Annotated in this window: 14 protein-coding genes; 8 read left to right on the top strand and 6 right to left on the bottom strand. The window is 40.5% G+C overall.

The annotated features are described in order from the left end of the window. Positions 1–60: 60 nt before the first annotated feature. The 5 genes from B554_RS0102845 (at position 61) to B554_RS0102825 (ending at position 5,147) form a co-directional block, all read left to right on the top strand. Entirely contained in the window at positions 61–1,902 is a 1,842-nt protein-coding gene (locus tag B554_RS0102845; protein ID WP_019456900.1) for a monovalent cation:proton antiporter-2 (CPA2) family protein, read from the top strand. Positions 1,903–2,067: 165 nt separating this feature from the next. After that, a complete protein-coding gene (locus tag B554_RS0102840; protein WP_004699009.1) occupies positions 2,068–2,943 on the top strand; it encodes an Hsp33 family molecular chaperone HslO in 876 nt (291 codons plus the stop codon). A 138-nt stretch (positions 2,944–3,081) separates the two neighbouring features. After that, positions 3,082–3,693: a LysE family translocator gene (locus B554_RS0102835; protein WP_019456899.1), complete on the top strand. Its 612-nt coding sequence runs from the start codon at positions 3,082–3,084 to the stop codon at positions 3,691–3,693. A gap of 150 nt (positions 3,694–3,843) precedes the next feature. Next, the gene (locus B554_RS0102830) at positions 3,844–4,806 is read left to right on the top strand and encodes a DnaJ C-terminal domain-containing protein (RefSeq protein ID WP_019456898.1); all 963 of its coding nucleotides are present in this window, start codon (positions 3,844–3,846) and stop codon (positions 4,804–4,806) included. Positions 4,807–4,817: 11 nt separating this feature from the next. Further along, positions 4,818–5,147, top strand: coding sequence for a chaperone modulator CbpM (locus B554_RS0102825; RefSeq protein WP_019456897.1), 330 nt, complete (start codon positions 4,818–4,820; stop codon positions 5,145–5,147). A 228-nt stretch (positions 5,148–5,375) separates the two neighbouring features. Here the strand turns inward: B554_RS0102825 and B554_RS0102815 are convergent, their stop codons facing one another. The 3 genes from B554_RS0102815 to rpsO all read right to left on the bottom strand — a co-directional run bounded on the left by B554_RS0102815 (position 5,376) and on the right by rpsO (position 9,288). Beyond that, a complete protein-coding gene (locus B554_RS0102815) occupies positions 5,376–6,587 on the bottom strand; it encodes a magnesium transporter CorA family protein (protein WP_019456895.1) in 1,212 nt (403 codons plus the stop codon). 87 nt (positions 6,588–6,674) lie between these two features. Then, positions 6,675–8,762 carry a polyribonucleotide nucleotidyltransferase gene (gene pnp / locus B554_RS0102810; RefSeq protein WP_171057767.1) on the bottom strand — a complete coding sequence of 696 codons (2,088 nt, stop codon included), beginning with the start codon at positions 8,760–8,762 and terminating at the stop codon, positions 6,675–6,677. Between the two features lie 256 nt (positions 8,763–9,018). Further along, positions 9,019–9,288 carry a 30S ribosomal protein S15 gene (gene rpsO / locus B554_RS0102805; protein WP_001229357.1) on the bottom strand — a complete coding sequence of 90 codons (270 nt, stop codon included), beginning with the start codon at positions 9,286–9,288 and terminating at the stop codon, positions 9,019–9,021. A gap of 212 nt (positions 9,289–9,500) precedes the next feature. Here rpsO and B554_RS0102800 point away from each other — a divergent pair, with 212 nt between their 5' ends. Next, complete coding sequence (locus B554_RS0102800; protein ID WP_025465061.1) at positions 9,501–10,799, top strand: EstA family serine hydrolase; 1,299 nt, start codon at positions 9,501–9,503, stop codon at positions 10,797–10,799. 717 nt (positions 10,800–11,516) lie between these two features. Here the strand turns inward: B554_RS0102800 and recD are convergent. The 3 genes from recD to B554_RS0102785 all read right to left on the bottom strand — a co-directional run bounded on the left by recD (position 11,517) and on the right by B554_RS0102785 (position 20,714). Continuing rightward, complete coding sequence (gene recD / locus B554_RS0102795; protein ID WP_019456892.1) at positions 11,517–13,268, bottom strand: exodeoxyribonuclease V subunit alpha; 1,752 nt, start codon at positions 13,266–13,268, stop codon at positions 11,517–11,519. A gap of 108 nt (positions 13,269–13,376) precedes the next feature. Next, positions 13,377–17,075 carry a UvrD-helicase domain-containing protein gene (locus B554_RS0102790; protein WP_019456891.1) on the bottom strand — a complete coding sequence of 1,233 codons (3,699 nt, stop codon included), beginning with the start codon at positions 17,073–17,075 and terminating at the stop codon, positions 13,377–13,379. A 3-nt stretch (positions 17,076–17,078) separates the two neighbouring features. Further along, on the bottom strand, positions 17,079–20,714 hold the full coding sequence (locus B554_RS0102785) for an exodeoxyribonuclease V subunit gamma (protein ID WP_019456890.1): 3,636 nt from the start codon (positions 20,712–20,714) through the stop codon (positions 17,079–17,081). A 170-nt stretch (positions 20,715–20,884) separates the two neighbouring features. Between B554_RS0102785 and B554_RS0102780 the strand changes: the two genes are divergently transcribed. Next, positions 20,885–21,397 (top strand): hypothetical protein, encoded by a 513-nt coding sequence (locus B554_RS0102780; RefSeq protein ID WP_004699033.1) that lies wholly within the window; start codon positions 20,885–20,887, stop codon positions 21,395–21,397. Positions 21,398–21,578: 181 nt separating this feature from the next. Then, entirely contained in the window at positions 21,579–22,883 is a 1,305-nt protein-coding gene (locus tag B554_RS0102775; RefSeq protein ID WP_019456889.1) for an MFS transporter, read from the top strand. Positions 22,884–22,890: the final 7 nt, after the last annotated feature.

Genomic DNA, 22,890 nt, shown 5'->3' with positions numbered 1-22,890 from the left:
TGGTGTGAAGAAGCCCTTTTGGCTTTACACTTAAAAAGATCAATACATTCGGGGTAATGAATGTCATTCCTACTGCAAGCAACAATTTTTCTTGGAGCTTCTCTGATTTTAGTCCCTTTGGGTAAACGCTTAGGGATTGCAACAGTTTTAGGTTATTTATTTACGGGCATCCTTCTTGGCCCAAGTGTTTTAAATATTGCCCATGACCCTGAAGCCATTATGGAACTGGCTGAGTTTGGGGTCATCTTACTTATGTTCCTCATTGGCTTAGAGTTACGTCCACAACGTTTATGGGAAATGCGTGACTCCATTTTCGTGATGGGAAGTTTGCAAGTGGTGATTACGGGCGTAATTCTCATGCTCACCGTATTGCTACTATTTCAGCAACAACTTGCTGCCAGCTTTGTCATTGGTTTTGCCCTCGCACTGTCTTCTACAGCCTTTGTATTACAACTACTGACCGAAAAACAACAGCTCAACACCACCTATGGCCAGCAATCGTTTTCAATTCTGCTTTTCCAAGATATTGCAGCGATTCCTTTACTGGCAGTGATTCCACTGTTGGCAGGAACTGAATCTACCCATCATGGTATTGCTTATTTTGCGGCCATCATTGCAACATTCAGTGGTCTATTCCTATTTAGTCGTTATGTGATGCGTCCATTTTTCCGTTTCGTTGCAAAAAGTGGTGCAACTGAACTGATTACCGCGGTGGGGTTATTTATTATCCTTGCTGTTGTGCTACTCATGGATACTTTAGGAATTAGCACGACACTAGGCGCTTTTCTTACTGGGGTTCTTTTAGCCGACTCTGAATTCCGTCATGAACTTGAAGCAAGTATTGCTCCATTTAAAGGACTATTACTTGGTTTGTTCTTTATGACTGTGGGTATGACCACGCAACTGTCGTTACTGATTGAAATGCCTTGGCTCATTATTGGTGGAGCGGTCGGTCTGTTGGTGATAAAAACCCTCGTGTTAACTGCGATTGCCCGCTATAAAAAATACAGTTGGAACAATAGTCTGCTGCTTGGAACTTGCTTGGCTCAAGGTGGTGAATTTGCTTTTGTCATTTTAAGTCTTGCGAAAAGTGAAAAAGTTTTAACTGATGCTTTATTAGAGCCTGTTACGCTAATTGTGACGTTGTCGATGGTCCTTACACCAGTAATTTACTGGATTATGGCAACTAAAATCATTCCTTTGTTTAATAAAGAACGTCCACCTGAGTATGATGAGATTCCTCAGCAAGATAATCCAATTATCATCGCTGGGTTTGGTCGCTTTGGACAAATTATTGCACGTATTGCCCGCTTGCAGCACTTAGGCTTTACTGCGATCGACAACAACCTTCATCAAGTGGACTTTGTGCGTCGATATGGCGGTAAACTCTATTACGGTGATGTCACGCAACCTGATTTACTTCGCTCGGCAGGCATTGAAAAAGCCCAAGTATTTATTTTGGCAATTGATGATGTCGAAGACTCTATGAATGTTGCACGACATTTAAGATTGAACTATCCACACATAAAGCTACTAGCACGCGCTCGTGACCGCCATCATGTACACCTGTTAAGAGATTTAGGTGTTGAACATATTTGGCGTGAAACCTATTTATCATCATTAGGTATGGCTTATCGCGCTTTACGCGAACTCGGTATTTCTGATGAACAGGCTTATAATAATATCGAAATCTTTCGAGATTATGATGAGAAATTACTCATACAGCAGCAAAGCATTTATACCGATGAACAAAAGGTTTTTGAAACCCATCGTAATGCGCTGGCTGAACTTGAGCATCTATTTGAAAGCGATGCACAGCAAGCCACATCAAGACATGACGTTAACTTAAAGCGTCATTTACAACCAAATCGTATCGACATTACACGAGATCACGAAGAATAACTTGAGATTTCGCAAAATGGCTATATTAAGGACTTATTCACATTGCCTAAATGATTGAGACAATCGGTACAAAAGTTGCCGTTGTCCTGCTTGCAGCTTCGCTGCATTCCCTAAGCTTGATTAAACCGAAGTTGTTATAATCTGCTTAGGGCCCTGGAGAATATTATGTCTGATTTACGCCAACGCTTTTATATAGAGGACTTTCCTGTTCGCGGTGAAGTAGTTCATCTAGAAGAAGCATTACAAACTATTTTAGCTCAACGCGACTACATGCCTGCGGTTAAAATTCTACTAGGCGAGATGTTGAGCGCGACTGCATTACTTGCAAGTACTTTAAAAATCAAAGGCCGTATCAGCTTGCAAATCCAGGCTAGCGGCTCTTTCAAATGGGCTATGGCTGAATGTAATCACTTAGGTGAAGTTCGTGCTTTAGCAGACTACGAAACAGATCCACGTTTTGTTGAAGCAACTGACAGCAGTACAGTCCTTGGTGCTTTAGTTAATCCAATTTTATTTATTAACATCGAGCCTGAGCATGGTGAGCGTTATCAAGGGATCGTACCTCTTGACCAAACAAATCTAGCAGGTTGTTTGATGCAGTATTATGATTTATCTGCTCAAATTCCAACTCGTATTGTATTGGCAAGTACAGCTAAACGTTCTGGTGGTTTACTCATTCAGTTATTACCTCGTCATGATGAGGAAGAGCAAAAACTGGTTGATGAAGACCTATGGCCACGTTTGACTATGCTGACTGAAACGCTTAAGCCTGAAGAATTAACAGAACTTTCAGCGAATGAGATTTTGTATCGTCTGTATAACGAAGAAGAAGTACGCTTGCCAGAAGTTGAACACTTAAAATTTGGCTGTACGTGTTCTAAAGAACGTTGTGCTAAAGCATTACTTCAAATTGGTGTTGATGCTGTTCATGAAACACTGGAAGCTCAGAACCCAATTCAAATGGATTGTCAGTTCTGTAACACCCGTTATGAGTTCACTGCTGAAGAAGCACTAGGTTTGTTTGGCGAACATTTGAGTTAATTACTCACTTCATAAAAAGGCGGTCAAACCGCCTTTTTTATTTATCTATAGTTTTTTGATGATAATTTTCAGCATCTTATTTTAAATCAGTTAATATGAGCTTACTTTATAGCCTAATAAACAAGATGCTTATATTTCATGAATTATTTTGATTATTTTCTCTTTATTTTTAGTGTCATTATTATGATTGCTACACCTGGCCCAGTCATGATTTTAGTGGCAAGCGCTGGGCTTAAAGGTGGCTATAAAAAAGCACTGGAAACCATTTTTGGTACAAATCTCGCATCACTGGTTTTAATTTTTATTTCAGTACTCGTACTCAAAGGAGTACTCGGTATTAATGAAAGCTATTTAAATATTATTCGTTTTTTAGGCTGTCTCTATATTGGCTATTTAGGATTTAGTATTCTTAAAGAAGTGATTCAAGCTCCACATCCTGAAGCAATACAAACCGTTTCTGCCCAAAATGGTGGTTTTAAAAAGGGCTTTTTGGTCGGTATTTCAAATCCTAAAGATATTATTTTCTTTTCAGCTTTCTTTCCTCAGTTTGTCTCTATTTCACCTAACTTAAATTTCAGTCTAACTGTTCTTACCCTGACATGGATTGTTTTAGATTTTTTAACCCTGTCTTTAGTGTATGTATTTTTCCGCCGTCTTTCTAACAGCCACTTATACCCTAAAATACTCGGCTTATGCGGCCTATTGCTTTTATTAATTGCCTTATACGGTTTATATCAGACTTTTATGTAAAGATTGAGAGGCATAACCCTAATCGACTTATGTCTCTTCCAGCTTGCCTCTCCATTTCTGTAAGAGAACAACTCTTATACAATCTAGCTCATTGAAAGCCTTAAAAATTGTTTCATAATGAAATAAACAACACCATCGTGATAAAACATTATGGCCAAAAATTATTATGAAGAATTAGGGGTTACACGAGAAGCCTCTGCTGATGAAATTAAAAAAGCATATCGGAAATTAGCTCGTAAATATCATCCCGATATCAGCAAAGAAAAAGATGCAGAAGAAAAAATGCAGGCGATTAACGTTGCCTATGACACCTTAAGCAATGCAGAAAAAAAAGCTGAATATGACCAAATGTTAGACCACCCACAGGGCTTTAATGACTTTGGTCAAGGTGCAGCTCAAGGTGGATTTGATGGCGCGCGTTTTTATCGTCAGGGCTTTACGGGCGGCGGTGGCGAACAAGCTGATTTTAGCGGTTTCGAGGATTTGTTCGGCCGTTTTGGTGCTGGTTTTGGCGGTGGGCAACAACAATACCAAAGACAACAACGCAGTTACCGAGGTGAAGATCAGCATGCCAGCATAGAGGTTGATCTTGATATTGCCTACCATGGATCAACACAACAGATTACCTTACAAATTCCGACTGTGAATGTCTATGGTGAGCCTGAGGTACAACGTAAAACCCTACAGGTGAAAATACCGAAAGGCATGAAGGAAGGCCAACAAATTCGCCTAAGCGGACAAGGACAAAGTGGTATCAATGGTGGTGCCAACGGCGATCTTTATATCGAGATTCAATATAAAGATACCGATCGTGTTCATGTCGAAGGCAGTGATGTATATTTAACTGTAGATGTAGCACCTTGGGAGGCTGCATTAGGTCAAGGTATTGAGGTAAAAACACCTGCTGGGTCGTTACATGTCAATTTACCTAAAAATGCAAAACAAGGACAACAGCTACGTTTAAAAGACAAAGGGATACCAAATAAAACGCCAGGCCATCTTTATTTAATTTTAAATATTGTATTCCCGCCTGCACATTCTGAAAAAGAAAAAGAAGCGTATCAGCAATTGGCTGAAGCCTTTGCTTCATTCGAACCTCGTTCATCTCATTAGGGAGCAAGATCATGACAACCATCCATTATCGAGAAATTGTATGTGACGGCCACACCTTTAGTGCTGAAGTCGTTGATGAACAATCTACATTTGACTTACAACAATTTGCCCAAGCCTGTGGTCAAAGCCCGGACTGGATTTTAGAGCTTATTGAGTACGACATTTTAGTGATTGAAAGTACCCCTGAGAAACATCAGTTCATGGGTGAAGATGTCGTTCGTGCTCGTAAAGCTTACCGTTTACAACGAGACTTTGATGCAAGTTTGGCAGCAGTTGCGGTGATGTTAGATTTGATTGATGAAGTGCAACAACTTAGAAAACAGTTGAAGCATTTTCATTAAGATTTTTCTTCTAAATAATATTTCACACAGGTATGAGCTAACGTGATGGGCGGCATGAATGCCGCCTTTTGGGCTGCGGTAACATGGATGTACCGTCAGCCCAAGAAAGGGGTTTTGTTACTTTTGCCCAGTCAAAAGTAAGGATATGCCTATGCAATAAGTATCAAATTAATCCCTAAATTTGAGGCAGTACTAACAAATCAACTTTACTGATTTTGAAAATTCCTATTACTTCAACCGAGTAATCTTCTCCACTTCCTTCAAAGTCTGCTTAATCGGTTCATATTCCAAAAACCAGAACAAATTCATACGCTCTTGGCGGTGCTGCTGAGCCAATAAATCAATAACACTTTTCTCGCCACGCCCTACCAAATGCTGTCGATAGAAGTAGTAAAGCAAGAAAACCGTACTGAGCAACATGACACCAAGCATAATCCAGAACCCCACTGGCGACTTAAGCCCTGGAATAAACTCAAAGTTCATTCCATAAATACCTGTTAAGAGTGTAAGCGGTGCAAATACGGCCGTAATAATGGCAAGAATACGCATATTTTCATTGGTCTGGTTTGCAATCGCTGAGAAATGCAAATCAATTGCCGACTGAATAGCGCTACGTAAACGTAAAGTATGCTTTTGAATACGTTCGACATGACTCATTAAATCATTCAAACGAACTAACAGAAGATCTTGAGAACTATGTGTCCGCTCACCAATCACATGATGATAATTTTCTACAATTTCATCTCGAAACTCTTGTAAGGTTTCGATTTGCTCTTCGCATAAATTTTCGACCTGTTGAAAGGCCATGTTTTCATGAAACAGTTGATGCCATTGTTTAAAACGGCGATTGCCCTGTAATAGCTGTTGTTGCCAATGCTCGACCCTTCTAGTTAAAGGTGAACGAATATCAAGATAACCATCCACCATGCTATTGAGCAGACGTAAACACAAATCTACAGGTGAATTAGGCAACTTACGGGTTTTGTTTTGCTCTTCTAAGGTTTTACATAAAATATTTTCAAGACGCTGAATATAATTTTCAATCGACTTGTTGCCCTGCTCACGTACGCTAATCAGAACTTTAGGCGTAAAAATAAAACTAATTGGCGTGGTAGCTAAGCCAAATACACTCTCGTGAGTTTCCCCATTTTTAATTTCATCATCAGGTGTCACAAGCTTTTTGAAAATGAGCAGATCATATTCTTCAAGCGTATCAAAGGCACAAGGATGCTCAATATTGGCAATATCTCGCATATGAAATTCATTAATTGCGACATCTGAAAGCTGCTGAATTTTTTGTTGCCATTCTTCATTATGGTTAACAACATCAGATCTCACACTATCAATCCAGAAAAACTCTAGAACATGTTCAGTGTGCTTTTCTCGGCTCAAAAAAACATAGCCATCCTTTTGATGACGATAAAAATAATAAATCTGCATACCACGTCGATCTATTTGTGTGTTACTTGCATCATGCCATAAAAAAAGCCCGCATCAAGCGGACTTTTTTATTAGTGAGTTAAGCAATTATGCTTGCTCAATATCTTTCATAGTCAATTTGATACGACCACGGTTGTCAACATCAGCAACTTGTACTTTAACTTCCTGACCTTCTTTAAGAACGTCAGTTACGTTCGCAATACGCTCATTCGAGATTTGCGAAATGTGAAGAAGACCATCAGTACCAGGCATAATGTTTACGAACGCACCAAATTCTACGATACGGATAACTTTACCGTCATAGATTTTACCTGGCTCAACTTCAGCAGTAATCGCTTGGATTTTTGCAATTGCAGCTTTAGCAGCAGCTTTAGTTTCACCAAATACGCGAACTGTACCGTTATCTTCAATATCAATAGCAGCTTTAGTTTCTTCAGTAATTTGACGGATAGTTGCACCACCTTTACCAATTACGTCACGGATTTTGTCCGGATTAATAGTAATTACTTCAAATGTTGGAGCATGCATTGAAATTTCAGGACGAGCGCGTGAAATTACTTTGTTCATTTCATTAAGGATGTGCATACGACCAGCAAATGCTTGGTTTAACGCAACCTCCATAATTTCTTCAGTAATACCTTCGATCTTGATGTCCATTTGAAGTGCAGTAATACCGTTTGCAGAACCTGCTACTTTAAAGTCCATGTCACCAAGGTGGTCTTCGTCACCTAAGATGTCTGAAAGTACCGCAAAACGATCGCCTTCTTTCACTAAGCCCATTGCGATACCCGCAACTGGCGCTTTAAGTGGAACACCTGCATCCATAAGAGATAATGACGCACCACATACAGAAGCCATTGAAGATGAACCGTTAGATTCAGTAATGTCAGATACAATACGAATAACGTATGGGAAGCGGTCAGCAGCAGGAAGAACAGCTTGAACACCACGACGTGCTAAACGACCATGACCAATTTCACGACGTTTAGGACCAGACTCACGACCTGTTTCACCTACAGAGTATGCAGGGAAGTTGTAGTGCAACATGAAGTTGTCAGTTTTAGTGCCAGAAAGCGTATCAACCATTAACGCATCACGAGTATTACCCAATGTTGTTGTTACTAACGCCTGAGTTTCACCACGTGTAAATAATGCAGAACCGTGTGCACGGTCTAATACGCCAACTTGAACGTCGATCGCACGAACAGTTTTAGTATCACGACCATCAATACGTGGCTTACCAGACAAGATGTTGTCACGTACTGTACGGTATTTAAGGTCTTCAAATAATTCGTTTACTTCGTCAGCAAGACCTGTTTCGTCATTTTCAGGAACGAACTGAGCTACAGCTTCTGCATAAAGTGCATCTAATGCTGCATAACGATCTTGTTTAACCGCAATCGTATACGCTTCAGAAATTTTAGCTTCGAAAGCTGCTTTTAATTGCTCACGAAGTGTTTCATTTTTAGCTGGAGCAACCCAAGTTGATTCCACTGCACCGGCAGCAGCAGCAAATTCTTTAATTGCTTGAATCGCGATTTGCATTTCGTCATGACCGAAAAGCACAGCACCAAGCATTTGGTCTTCTGAAAGTTCTTTTGCTTCAGATTCAACCATTAATACAGCAGACTCTGTACCAGCAACCACAAGGTCAAGGTCAGATTGAGCAAGTTGTTCAAAATTCGGATTTAAAACGTATTCACCGTTAATTAAACCAACTCGTGCGCCACCAATTGGACCACGGAAAGGAGTACCAGCAATAGACAATGCTGCTGATGTACCAAGCATTGCTGCGATATCAGCATCCATAGTTTTGTCAGAAGAAACAACTGTTGCTGTTACTTGAATTTCGTTGAAATAACCTTCTGGGAACAATGGACGAATTGGGCGGTCAATAAGACGTGAAATTAAAGTTTCAGCTTCAGACGCTCGACCTTCACGCTTACCGTAACCACCAGGGATACGACCCGCTGCATATTGTTTTTCTTGATAGTTAACTGTTAACGGGAAAAAGTCTTGACCCGCTTTTGCTTTAGGTTGAGCAACAACTGCAACTAAAACAGTTACACCACCCATTGTGATTAAAACTGTATTCGCTTGACGAGCAACGCGACCCGTTTCTAAAACGACTTGATGTTGACCGAATTGGAATTCTTTACGAACGATGTTAAACATTGACATGTATTGTATTTTCCTAATTTTATTCTAGTGAGACCCCTAAGGTTTGGCATTCAGACTACACCAATTGGTAGATAAATGACAAAGCTTAGAAGCCATCACACTAGACCAAAAATTTTAAATAATATTAAACGCAAAGAAGGAGCGCACAAGCGCCCCTTCTATAAATCGCCTAACGGTGATTAGACGAAACTTTCTTTTCAGGAACAAAGCATAACAACATGCGATAAACCGAAAACAAAGCAAAATCGAATTAACGACGTAGACCTAAAGCACCGATCAAAGCAGTGTAACGCTCGTGGTCTTTACCATTTAAGTAGTCAAGTAATTTACGACGTTGGTTAACCATACGGATCAAACCGCGACGGCTATGGTGGTCGTGTTTGTGAGCTTTAAAGTGACCTTGTAAATCATTGATTTGAGCAGTCAATAAAGCTACTTGTACTTCTGGTGAACCAGTGTCGTTTTCAGCGCGAGCAAATTTAGCAATGATCTCTGCGCGGTCTGCATTAGTTAAAGCCATTCGATTTCTCCGAGATGCTTAAAAAATAAAATGATATGAATCAGTTGAGCGCAACTGACTGCCGTGCATCACTACAGCAAGTCGCCTATTTTAAGGTATCTATATATGGATTGCAAAATTGTTTTCAGTTACCTGTCATTTTAGACACTGACATCAGCGTCCGAACCCTGCACACTTGGCCTTCAATAAAAAGAAAGAAGCGCGAGGGACGTGTGAAAATATTTTCGGCTAACACCTGTCCAGTACCAGACGATATTGGATCAGTCATTCATCACAAAGATGAGGTGCCTGCTGAACAAGGTGGAATGAATGAACATCAGGTTCAAAAGATCTGGAAAAGTATTGAGTCGCTTTATAAAACTGGAAATTATCCACTCATTACATTTTGTTTACGCAGACAGGGGAAAATTTTATTAAATCGAAGCATCGGCTATGCTCAGGGGAACTCTCCAGCAGGTCTGCAAAATAATGCACTCATTGCAACGCCTGACACTCCTGTTTGTTTATTTTCAGCCTCAAAAATGATTACTGCCATGCTGATTCATCTTTTAGATGAAAAAGGTGAAATCAACTTACTCGATCCTGTCAGTTATTACATTCCAGAATATGGTGTAAATGGGAAGCGCCGTGCGACGATCTTTCATTTATTAGCACATCGTGGCGGCATCCCTTATATAGACGGCGAAGTCACTCCTGAACTGCTTTTTGATAAAGATGAAATTTTAAAGCGTCTATATGCAGCAAGACCCGTTTCTCCTGCAGGTAATCACCTCGCCTATCATGCTGTAACTGCAGGTTACATTTTGGGAGAAATTATTGAACGGGTCACAGGACAAGATCTTCGTCAGTTTGTACATGAGACCATCGAAAAACCGATGGGTATGCCCTATTTTAACTATGGTTTGAAGCCAGAATATCGTGCAAAAGTCGCACTCAATTGTGCAACAGGCTTACATCCTCGCTTGGGGACAGATCATTATCTCAATCATGTATTAGGCGGCGGTTTACAACTCGCTGTAGATGTCACTAATGACAGCCGCTTTATGGATACGATTTGTCCTGCCGGTAACATTTATACGAGTGCCGAACAGGCTGGACGTTTTTTCGAAATGCTCTTGAGTGGTGGAAGTTATCAAGGCAAACAAGTTTTAAGTGAGAAAACAATTTTTAGAGCAACTCTACCGACCACAGGAGTTAATATTGACCGAACCTTATTAATCCCGATGCGTTATGCATTAGGTCCAATGCTCGGTAGCAATCCGGTAGGTTTATTTGGTCCAATGACTGGTCAAGCTTTTGGTCATCTTGGTTTTTCCAATATTTTATGTTGGGCCGATCCAGAGCGTGATATTAGTGTTTCTCTGTTGACTACTGGAAAATCCGTAGTAGGTACTCATCTGCCTGCTTTGGCAAATCTGCTCTATCAAATTTCTAGCCAATGTCCTCGAATTCCTAGAGATCAACGTCGTTCATTGTTCGGTAGTGACTCACATGAAACAGATCTAGTTTAAATAGCAATAATCTAGCTATAAAATAAAAAACCCAAGCATTTCTGCTTGGGTTTTTGGCGCTGTAGTTCTTATTTATCGTGTTTATCGCTGTTCTTATTGTTATATGTGAGATGCTTTATACATCTTTCTTCTAGTTTTACTCACTTCCGTTGTTTTTATTTCTATTTCCTTATGGGATGTATTCTCTCATATCCAATTATGAAGAAAAGTAGTATTTTTCTTATCATCATGTAAGCAAAAACGTACAGGTCTGTCTAATATTTAGCGTTTGTCTGTAACAGCTAAATAACGTACGGTTCTGTATAACATTTAACTTAACAATTCACAGGAAAAATGACTATTTAAGAATCATATTACAAATAAATATATTAATACGATTGGTTTAAATTGTTGATAATAAGGACAAGAAATCCTGTGAAATACATAAAGATTTATTTAATTTATTTGACATGATAAAAACTCAAAATATAAAAAAGCCCTGTAGTCTCTCCCAAAACTACAAGGCTTAGCGGCTGTAAGTTTCCTCTTTATTCACCTACTTCATTGTAAGTTCGCAGTCTCTCGACTTAAGTTATTATTATTGTGCGATTTTGCCCGACATTCCTTGCCAAGCTCGTTGTGCGTTTATAATCTCAAAAACAGGGGGTGTTCTCTAGCAGCAAATATCTCGAATCTATGTAAGCTTTTTCTTACAAAGGTCAAAATATTAAGTTTGACTTAACGAACTAACCGATTAACCTTTTCAACTAAACCGCTTCTTCTTGTCGTACGAACTGTAAAAGATTGTAATAAAGCCTCAGGGTAAACCAAAAGACTCACTACCTTTTTCGCTCGTGTAATCGCAGTGTAAATAAGTTCTTGGCTTAGCAAATTCTTGGCAGCCTGATCGAGAACTACAGCAGTATGTGTAAATTCAGAGCCTTGCGATTTGTGAATGGTTAAGGCAAATGCACTTTGAATACTTTTAGGTAGTCTGTTTGCAGCAACCCATTTATTTAAACTAGGAAAATACACTTCAAACTGTTGAGGCTGAGTACGGTGTTCAAAACATAAACCAATGTCACCATTTGAAATGCCAAGTTGGTAATCGTTATAAGTCATCATAACTGGACGACCAACATACCATCCTCCTAAGGTCACGATACCTAGCTGTTGTTGTAACCAACGTTCGGCATATTGATTAAGTTGCTGTAAGCCAAATGGTCCATGACGTACAGCAGTTAAAATACGGTAGTCATCGAATGATTTAACTATATTTTCAATATGCTCAATTGAGCGATCATCTTGTAAATAAGCTTTTAGGCTTTGCACATAGCCTTGAAAACCCACCATCAATTTTTGATAGTAAGCTTCTAGCTCTATAGATGCCCCCTCAGGTAAGTATTCAAGCTGAACCACATCGGGCATATTAGCTTCTAAAGGAATTGAACGTAACTCTGAAACCTGAACAATATCAATTTCAAATTGCTGTAGAACCTTCTCATGATTGATCTGACTGGTTTGCATTTGAATAAATCGTGCCACTTGCCCAATTAACGCACCTTCTGCAAAACGGCGGCTGGTTTGAAGGTGAACACGGTTTTCAGACAAAGCGTCGATTTGCTGTAAATCTGCAAGTACCGCTCCAACATCTACTGAAGCAAGCTGGTTGGCATCGCCTAGCAAAATAATTCGGCAAGACTCAGGCACCGCTTCAAATAATAAAGTTGCCAGATTTAAATCCAGCATAGAGGCCTCATCCACCACAATAACGTCATAAGGCAAAGTCTGCTTTTGATTAAAAAGTGGAGTTTGACTATGCCCCATACCCAATAAGCGATGAATAGTTTGGGTACTTTGGTTTCTTAGTTCATCACTAACTAGTCCTGACTCAAGAAGCTTAGGGTCGTTAAACGAGTTTTGTAAGGCTTCTTGCATACGCTGTGCAGCTTTACCCGTCGGAGCAGCCATCGCCACACGAATATGCGGGATGGCTTGGCTAAGTACAGCAATAATACGAGCCAACGTATACGTCTTACCTGTCCCCGGCCCACCTGTAATGATACTTAAGCTCTGCTGAGTCACCATTTGCAAAGCAGCTTGCTGATGTGGGTCAGTGAGTAAGTTTAAATGCTCTTCACACGAAACTGGTTGAATTGGTTGTTGCTTTAATCGACGAATTTGCTCAGCTAGACGTTGCTCTAGGTTCCAATATCGGTATAATGCCAACCCCTGCCCGTCGTGGACACAAGGGGCAACTTGAGACATCGCTTGTTCTGCGGATATCGCCATTTGACCAAGTGTTTCTGTTTCTTCTGGGCTAATCGCAATACAACTGTCACCTTGCAAGCTCGCTTCAATAAGCTGCTGCAAAAAACAAGCTGCCTCTGGAGCTTGTGTCTGTGCAGTAAACGGAGCTTGATTTAGAAAGGTACTCCAAGTCGTCAACCAGCTTAAATCGCTTTGTTCAGGGCTATTTAGATTGTCCACACACTTATCCACCTAGTTTTCCACACGCTTGTCCACATGGTTATAGACAGGATTATCCACACCCCAAGTATTTGTTAATTCTAAAATTAGATCATTTATCAGCATTTTTTATGCAATTTTATCCTCAGCAAAGTACCCTAAAATAGCATCAAGTCGTAGAACAAATTCTGTACTTGGCTGCCAATAATAATAACCCTGCTCAGCTTCGCCATTCATACCACGCAAGTAAAGATAAGTCGCCCCACCTAGGTGTTGCTCAATATCATAATTTTGCATTTTGACTTTTAAATAACGATGTAGCGCAACCAAATACAAGCCCGCTTGCAACCAATAACTGGCTAAAGACATACTTTGAGCAATACTTTCTACACTGTAATCGGCAAGGTTTTCACCCAAGTAGTTACTCTTATAGTCAGCAATGTGATAACGCTGCCCATCAAAATAAACCAAGTCTATCGAACCATTTAAATAACGTGCAGAACGAGCCTCTAATAACTCAGGCATTTCCATTCCATATTCAGCAAACAGCTGCTGAATACGTTTCATGGCTAACACCCGATCTGACAAGGCCAAATAAAAAGGACACTCTGATAAATAGTGCTCTGGTTGCAACTGATTTAGGCGAAAACCTTGATATAACGGCGTGTTTAGAATCTCTTGCAGCCATGTCGCCACAGCGTGATAAAGCGAATATTCCGCTTCTTGTTTTTCGGGAAAGCTTTCTTGGTATTTGATTAATAAATCTTGCCACAAACTACTATAGTCATTTTTAAAACGACGACGTATTTCACTTACCCACTCATCTGCACATTGAAAATCAATATGTTCAAAAATTTCATGTAAGAAATTACCTGCAAGTGTTCCTCTAGGAAAGTTGCTTTTGATCCAGCTAATTGGCTGTGCTGCGGTCACTTCAACAGAAATAACCTGATCGAGTTCATCTTCGGCTAAAACAGCTTCATAGCTCTGGCTCGTAAGTAAATCTGTACCTACTTTATGTCTTAAATGCTGTGCCAGATAACTAAAACTGGTTTTGCCTCTCGAATAAAAGCGCTGGTCAGGAAAGTGTTGTGCCTGTATTTCAATAATATTGATGTGTTGATTTAAATGCATGGCAACAGGTGGTTGCTCCAAAATCATTTCATCGCAACAACAACGGTGCTGGAAAGGTTCAGCTCTGTTTTTCCAAAAAGCTAAACCTGAAACAGACTTGCCATCTGTATCTTGCATAAGCGCATAAACACGATGACTAGCACGGGTTAAAGCCACGTACCAAAGGCGGTTCTGTTCCGCCAAAGCCCGTTCTTCATGCTGCTTCAGTTCGGTTTCGTTTAAATATGCTTTATCGGCAATCGCAACAACTCGTTGTGTTACGGTTTGAGCAGATTCAGGCGTAGTGACATCTTGAGTTGAGAAATTAAGTGTTTTGTTATTTTCACGAAATGGCTTATCAGCCCCAAGCAAAAAGACAATTTTAAACTCAAGTCCTTTCGACTGGTGAATAGTCATGAGCTGTACGCCAGCTTCACTCGACAATCTACGCTCTAGCTCCCACTCACGGTCAAGCGGTGACTGTAATTGCTTGAGATACCAATGATAGAGATTTTGCGCACCCTGATATTTCTCGCTATGTTGGCTTAAAATTTCGGTCAAATGACGCAAGTTCACCACAACCCGCTCATTATCTTTACTCTGGACAGCAACTAGATTTTTCCAAATGCCAAATTGGTTTAAACATTGCTGCCATGCCACTAAAAAGCCCTGAGCTGACCAAAGCTCCCGAATAGCATCAAAGCCTGTCATAAACTGGCTTAAACCTTCAGCTGTTTGCTCAAGTTGCAACAGTTGTTTTAGATCCATAGCAAACAATCGGCTAATCAAAGCTCGTTTCACTTTTGCCTCATCGTAAGGATGAAGAATCGCGGTGAGTAAGGCTCCAACATCTTGAGCAATTGTACAATCAAAAACACTTCGTTTTGATGGCCGGTTAACGCGTATTCCTAAACGTTCTAATTCAAACTGAACTTTATCAAGGCCATCATGATTGCGTGACAAGACCGCAATATCATCTTCATTTAAAGCTTGGGTCTGAGTATCTCTTTGAAGATATAACTGCCCAGTATGTGACTGATTGAGTAAATCCCGAATCTTCCATGCTACTTGCTGTGCTTCCGTTTCCTTGTCTTTCAGTAGAAGCCAACGTAAAGGGTGCGGGTTAGACTGATTTTGATCGACTAAAGCTGGGTGAGGTCGAGTCCCTGCCCGAATTGAGTCATATTGAACTTGCTCACCGAAGTCGATTTGCCTTTGAAACAAGGCATCAACCACTTCAACCAAGTCAGCGACTGAACGATGGTTATGAATTAATTTATATTCTCGACCATGCTTTGCCTGAATATCTTTATAGGCATTTAAAAAGGTAAGCATGTCCCCACCACGGAAACCGTAAATTGCCTGCTTACGGTCACCCACCATAATCATGCAACCTTTTTGGTAACGCTCTGGATGACGCCAAATGCTGGCGAGCATATCGTCTTGGTCTTGGTTAGTGTCTTGAAATTCATCGACTAAAATTAAGGGATATCGAGCCTGCACAAATACGGCGAAACGTTGCCCCTGCTCGCCCTTTAAAGCTTCTGACAAAGTACGAATTTGCTGAGAAAAAGTCGTCTCACCCTTATTTTGTAAAACCTGAGGTAAACGTTTTTTCACCTCTACACACAAATAGGCTTTTAAATAAATATGAAGCTGATCGAACTGTTCAGCGTAGTCTTTCAGCACACCAAATAACTGCTGAATCTGCTGAATACAAGGATGTTGATAGAATCCATCTGAAATTTCGGCAGGACATTTTTTAAAAACTTTCTGATCGGTAAGTTGGCCTAAAAACTTAAAAACGAGTTCCCGTTGTGCTGCCAAAGATCCATCAAAAACTAAAATACTGTCGCTTTGCGTTAGAACTTGTAAAAGCTGCGGTAAACACTCGCTAAATAATTTGTTAAACGCCCCATTACGAAATATCGTGCCGCTTACATGTTTATAGTGTTCGCCATCAAGCAGGTAATACGGCTCTAAAAGGCTTAAGTCAATTTCTGATGCCAACTGTTTGAGCTGCGCAAGTTGTTCAAATTCAATGGTAGGCTTTTCGGGAAGTTTAAAGTGAGCCGAACTAAAGTTCAGTGAGTCTTCGACCAGTTTGACAAAACTGTCGACACTTTTTAACTCACCTGCCAGATACAACGCATCAATCACAGTTTGAGGCTGAGACTGTATCCATTCACGTAGTACATCATGAATCAGTTGGCGGCTATAGGTTTTAGCATCATCGGTAATTTGAGCACGTTCAATTTTGCCGCTCTCAAAAGCAAACTCACGTAATAGTTTTTGGCTAAAGCTATCGAGTGTTCCGACAAACAACTCATCTAGCTGATCGATGACGAGCTTTAAACGCTCACAGGCATAGGCAATACGTGTCGCAAAATGCTTGAGAACATGTTGCAGTAATAAGTCAGATTCAAGCTCAGCCTGTAAAAGAATCTCTTTTTCAGTCAGACTCCGCTTAGTATCTAAGTAACGGTAGGTTTCGACCAGACGTGCACGAATTCGGCTTTTCAACTCGGCCGCAGCAGCACGGGTAAACGTGGTCGCAATGACTTGGCGCGGTAAATATTTCTCAAGGAAAATACGTACCATCAAACTCGACAGTGTATAGGTTTTCCCGGTACCCGCCGAAGCTTCAATTAAGTGCAATCCGCTAAATTCAATATCAGTAATAGGTTGATAAGACACCTGTACTCTTGAGTTCATGCCTTACTCCGAATATTGAAATTGAAAAACTGGATGATACAAATCATATGCAAACTCATCACAAGCGTGTTGAAGCAATGCTTGTGCATCTTGTTCTTGCAAAATAAAACGCCAGTCCTTATGCAACTTACACGCTTCATTTTGAGTCATATCGATAGCGGTAAATGACCCAGTTTCATTCCAGTATTTTAACAGCTCGGTATAGCTCTTCTCATCCAGTTTTGTTTTTTCTGTCGGATTGGTTGTTTCCCACTGATATGCCTTAGCTTTTTCCAGAGGCTTTAGCATTAAAGCTGCTGGTAGCACCAGTGGTTGCTGTTGAGCATAACGCCAGATCTTAAACCACGGTTGTAAATACTGTCGAGCTTGCGCCGAACTAATACCTTTACAGATCACGGTCTGATCACTAAAAACTACAATACGGCGTCTTTTAGCCCCTGCACTTCCTTCATTTAAATAAGCCAACCAAAGCAGGTACTCTAACCAGACTTTTGCACGTCTTTTTGCCCGAGCACTTGATGCTTCCATGCTGACCCAATCCTGAGTTTCAGATTTTGGCACTGTAATATTCATATGCAGCTGTTTGGCAATTCGCCAGACTCGCTGCGTGGTTTGTGTCACGGCTGATGCATAGTGATGAAGACGTTCAAGCAAACATTCCTGTTCGAAAATGCCCTGTTGCCATGCACTGTATTGAACTTTGCCTACAGGTAATTGATCAAGTAGAGCCTCAGGCTGCGCCTGTTGTTCATTTTGCTGTAAAAAATGTCGAATGGTATAACGGCCTAAACCACCTAAAAGCAAAGGTTCATTTTGATCTAGCTCCCCCACACTTCCCAAATTTTCGACACCTAAAGTTTTTAAATAAAGGCGTGCAGGGAAAGTCACATCCTGTATCCACTGATGGCTATCTAAAACCAGCATGTCAGGTATTTCCAAAGGATAAGATGTATTCGCCCAAGGCTTAAGAACACCAGATGCTTGTTGAATTTGCATCGCCACGTTAAACCAATGATCTTGATAGCGAATATAGCTGTTATCCGCCATGAAACCTTTAGGGTCAAACGGCTGTAAATAATGTAAATGATAGAGTTGCTTTAATTGAGACGGAATTTCAATGCCTTCAATGACCTCTCGTTCAGGTGCATTTGGCTCCGGTTTTACAATAAGCGCAAGATGCTCACGGAACTCTTGAAGAATACTTGAAGGGTCTCTCACTTCACCGTCATTGACATCAAAACCGTTATAAAACAGCCATAGATTTTCTTGAGCTAAAAGTAAGGCGTCTAAGAAAGCGCCTTGGTCATCCTCAAGACGGGAACGGTCACCTAGTTGTTGACGTAAAGCATCCATCAAATCAAATGGCACGTGGGTATCACGGTTTGGAAACTGCCCTGCATCAAGGTTCAACATCACAATTAAGCGATAAGGTAAGGGACGAATTTGTCCAATCTGGGCAAAGGTAATCTGCCCAGTCGGTTCAGCTTGTGCCGTCTGGTTTTCTAAAGTTCGCTGAATCTCATCGAGGATATAAGGCAAAGGCAAGGTAATTTTACGTAAGGTGCCTGTTTCTGCCTCGGCATAGTAACTCGCAAGCGTTAACATACGCTCTTGTTTTTTCACAATTTCTCGAGCAGTTTTTAAAGCAACAACACCAGCCTGTTCAAACTCGACTATATCTTGCGACAACACTTGCAGCCAGTATTCTACTGTATGTACTTTTCTTTGCTCGTGCATAATCAGCCAATCACGGCGCTCATTTAAATCTTGATAAATCTGAATGAGCGTACCAATCAGCTCAAAATCGCCTGGTTGAACTTTAGCGTAACTCAGCACCTGATTAAATGTAGCATGTTCGGGAATTGCAATGCCGAGCGCTAACCGCTCTAAAGCAAATTTAAAACTATAACGATAATCATCGTCGCCGTCACATAAGCTACGTTTCAGATGCTCTGCATCAAGACCACGTTTAAACCCTGCATCGGCCAGTAATGCCAAAACTCGCTCTACTTGAGCATATTCAAGAGCATAGCACTGCTGCGTCGCATGTAAACCAAGCCAATCAGCGAAATCATCAAAGCTAAATCGTCCTTGCATAAGGTGAATACGCCCAATCACGGCACGCCATGCATTGAGTGCATCAAGTGAGGCAATACCTGCAATTTTTACGGGTAAATGCACACCTTGCTCAGTTGCCGTAGCTGGAAAAACACTTCGTATTAAAGGCTCAACTTCTGCCAAATTAGGCACTAAAACCAGAATATCATTTGGGCGACGCGGCTGTTCATACGGTTTAGCCAACCAGCCAATCAACTGCTCCTTCAATACTTCAAGTTGTCGCAACGTTGAGTGGCAAACATGAATTTGAATGGAGTCATCGTTCGATGCGAGTTCATATTGCTTAGGCTGTGGTTCCACCAAATGCAAAATATCTGACTGAACTTTGCCAAGTAAACTTTCAGGAAAATCATCTACAAAGGCGTCGACCCATTTACCTTCCTCACCAGTAGACAAGTTCGAAAGTAATGAGAAGTGGTCGCGGGCTTGTTTGCCCAGTCTTGTTAAAAGTGGATGTCTCGACTCACGCGCCTCAGCATTAAAGTTAAGCGTAAATTTATCAAAAAAATCGGCAATTTCAGCATCGGTCGCTTGAGGATTTTTCGCTATAAAACGCTCTTTCACACCTAAGTCATAACGCTGTTTCCACAGCGGATCGACACTATCGGCCCAATATTCCTGTGAAGGGTTATAGTGCAAAATCAAAACATCAATGTATTGCCCTAAACGGCGCAAAAATTGAAGCTGGCTAGGCGGTAAATCTAGCAAAGTAAAAACGACAATTTGCTCTGGCAAACGAGATAATGCCTTCTTCTGGCGCTCAGGATGGTCTAATTCCTGCCAAAACAGCTCGTCAATTTGCTGCATTTGCATAAAATCATCATGAAAATGCTGCTGCCATAACCAGCGCTGCCAACGTTCTAACTCTTGTGTTTGCTGCAAAGTAAAAGCAGAAATTTCTTTATCTTTCTGCGCAATATACTTTTCGATATCAAGTGCTCGGCCTTGTCCCCACGCTGCTAACCAGTTATTTGGACAAGTACAGGTATTTTCACAACCACGTTGGCACTGTCCCCGATAGACCATATAGTTACTAAATAAATCGGCAACCTGCTCGGCAACCCAATACAACATTTTTTGTTTTTTTAGCTGTTTCTCAATCCCTTGTTCAAGTCGATCTGCGCTGTCATAAATACGCTGAACAATAGAATGTAATGGATGAGAGTCATCTATACTCATTTCATCAGGCTGAATAAATTCTTGTAAGGCTTGATGTACACGCCATTTAAAAATCAAGCGTGGAATATTCGCTTTACGAACCTGTTCTTTATGCGCAGTAAGAACCTGTTGATAGGCGTACCACTGAAAACCGCGAACTCGTTGATGGAACTGGTAATTGGCCGTCATTCCTTGTTGTTCTGCAAGTTTTTGTATCAGCCACTGCTCAACTGCAGGACTAGGTACAATAAAATGCTGGGCTTTCAAAACCTGTAAAGGATGCGTAGAAGGTTGGGACGTAGATGCGAGTACGCCCTGCAACAACACATCAATACGTTGACTTTGAATAACATGGATGCCCATTTATTTCATACCCTACTCGCATAATTTATGCACAAAATCATAAACATTCATTACTATACAACTGAATCTGACTATGTCACGTTGGTTTAAACACAGCATAATCTAACTTTAGGTGTCACTTGCCTTGTGTTTGGAAGGCACCATTAAGGAACCCATTACAGGTAAACATTATGAAAATTGATAACATTCCTGACTATATTGATCCTAGCCTAAATCTGGAACAAATTCGCGATGAGTGCCACGATCTCATTCAGAAAAGAGCTTACGTGTCTGCTGGTGCAGCAATTGTACCGATTCCTTTTTTTGACGTGGTCGTAGATTTGGGAATTTTGACACAGCTTATTCCCGATATTAATGCTCGCTTTGGCTTAGCACCTGAACATGTCAGCGTCTATGATCCAAAAACAAAAACTATTCATTGGGATGAATTGCGTAAACGTGGCTTTCAATTTTCAGGTTTTATGGTCGCGCGTACAACCGTTAAAAAAACCTTTAATGGTTTCTTTGGCAAAATCGTAACCAAACAAGTGACAAAATTTATACCATTAGGCGGACAAATTGTTGCAGCAAGTTTAGGTTATTTTATGATGAAAAAAATAGCACAAACTCATCTAAATGATAGCTATAACCTTGCTAAACGCATTCAACAAAAGGGAATCAACTCTACAGTACTTGAGAGTTAATACAATCCTATCGTAATTTTTTAAGGCACGTGACTGTGCCTTATTTTTTGCTTTTAAAATTTACACAATAAAACAAAAGATATATTAAAAACTGTAATCTTCACTTATTTTTTTAAGTTTTACTAAAGTTTAAAAGTCTATTATTCAGTCTACAATGCCAAATGAAATACGGAGAGTCATTGTGGAATATGGACAATCAACATCCCGTTTACGTGCCATTTTTAATGTAACCAGTGGCAACTTCCTAGAACAATATGACTTTTTCCTCTTCGGTCTATATGCAAAAGCGATAGGTGAAACTTTTTTTCATTCTGATAGCAGCTATGCCGCACTAATGAAAACTTTTTTGGTATTTGCCGTTAGCTTTTTGATGCGACCAATTGGCGCACTCGTCTTAGGTCCATATGTCGATCGAATTGGCCGCCGAAAAGGATTAATGGTCACCTTAAGTATTATGGCACTTGGTTCCTTGTTAATTGCATTAACACCTGGATATGCCACCATCGGATTTGCAGCCACTGTCTTAATATTTGTTGGTCGTCTAGCCCAAGGTTTCTCAGCTGGAGTTGAACTAGGTGGTGTCTCCGTTTATTTATCTGAAATTGCTGAACCACATAACCGTGGGTTTATTACCAGTTGGCAATCTGCTAGCCAACAAGTTGCTGTAATTTTTGCTGCCACATTAGGCTATTTAGTCAGCTTAGCGTTTACGAAAGCACAAGTTGATGCTTGGGCTTGGCGTATTCCATTTTTTGTTGGTTGTGCAATTATTCCGTTTATATTCTGGTTACGTAAATCTTTAGCCGAAACCGAAGCTTTTGCCTCTCGAAAAGAGCATCCAACTACTAAACAAATTATGTCAACGCTTGCAGCGAATTGGAAAATTGTAGTCGTTGGGATGTGTATGGTTGCAACAACTACAACCATGTTCTATTTCATTACAGTTTACACCCCAACTTATGGAAAAGAAGTTCTACATTTAACAACTGCAGAAAGCTTATTTGCAACGGTAATGGTCGGGGCAAGTAACTTTATTCTATTACCTATAGGTGGTTATTTATCAGATAAAATTGGTCGAAAACCATTATTGATCACCACAACAGTTTTAATTTTTGTAAGTGCTTATCCACTATTAAGCTGGCTGACTCAAAACATTAGTTTGGCACACATGTTAGTTTCACTACTTTGGCTATCTCTGCTCTATAGTTTCTATAACGGCGCATTGGTCGTTTCCCTCACTGAAATGATGCCAAGCTCTGTAAGAATTGCTGGGTTCTCTGTAGCGTATAGTCTTGCCACATCTATATTTGGTGGGTTAACGCCTATGATTGCCACATATCTTGTACAAGAATCTGGCAGCAAAAGTATGCCTGCTTTCTGGTTAATGTTTGCCGCAATCATTAGTTTAATTGCAACGCTTATTGTATTTCGCAATCGGAAAACTCTTGCTATAGAATCTCCATCAATGAATGATCAACTTGCATAATCAAATA

Source organism: Acinetobacter sp. GG2 (assembly GCF_000292385.1).
Classification (GTDB): domain Bacteria; phylum Pseudomonadota; class Gammaproteobacteria; order Pseudomonadales; family Moraxellaceae; genus Acinetobacter; species Acinetobacter seifertii.
Note: the sequence above shows the minus strand (reverse complement) of the source record. Positions and strands in the feature narration are given on the sequence as shown.

Coding starts and splice junctions, on each gene's coding strand:
- B554_RS0102845 (WP_019456900.1), top strand. CDS start 61: ATGTCATTCCTACTGCAAGCAACAATTTTTCTTGGAGCTTCTCTGATT.
- B554_RS0102840 (WP_004699009.1), top strand. CDS start 2,068: ATGTCTGATTTACGCCAACGCTTTTATATAGAGGACTTTCCTGTTCGC.
- B554_RS0102835 (WP_019456899.1), top strand. CDS start 3,082: ATGAATTATTTTGATTATTTTCTCTTTATTTTTAGTGTCATTATTATG.
- B554_RS0102830 (WP_019456898.1), top strand. CDS start 3,844: ATGGCCAAAAATTATTATGAAGAATTAGGGGTTACACGAGAAGCCTCT.
- B554_RS0102825 (WP_019456897.1), top strand. CDS start 4,818: ATGACAACCATCCATTATCGAGAAATTGTATGTGACGGCCACACCTTT.
- B554_RS0102815 (WP_019456895.1), bottom strand. CDS start 6,587: ATGCAGATTTATTATTTTTATCGTCATCAAAAGGATGGCTATGTTTTT.
- pnp (WP_171057767.1), bottom strand. CDS start 8,762: ATGTTTAACATCGTTCGTAAAGAATTCCAATTCGGTCAACATCAAGTC.
- rpsO (WP_001229357.1), bottom strand. CDS start 9,288: ATGGCTTTAACTAATGCAGACCGCGCAGAGATCATTGCTAAATTTGCT.
- B554_RS0102790 (WP_019456891.1), bottom strand. CDS start 17,075: ATGAACTCAAGAGTACAGGTGTCTTATCAACCTATTACTGATATTGAA.
- B554_RS0102785 (WP_019456890.1), bottom strand. CDS start 20,714: ATGGGCATCCATGTTATTCAAAGTCAACGTATTGATGTGTTGTTGCAG.
- B554_RS0102780 (WP_004699033.1), top strand. CDS start 20,885: ATGAAAATTGATAACATTCCTGACTATATTGATCCTAGCCTAAATCTG.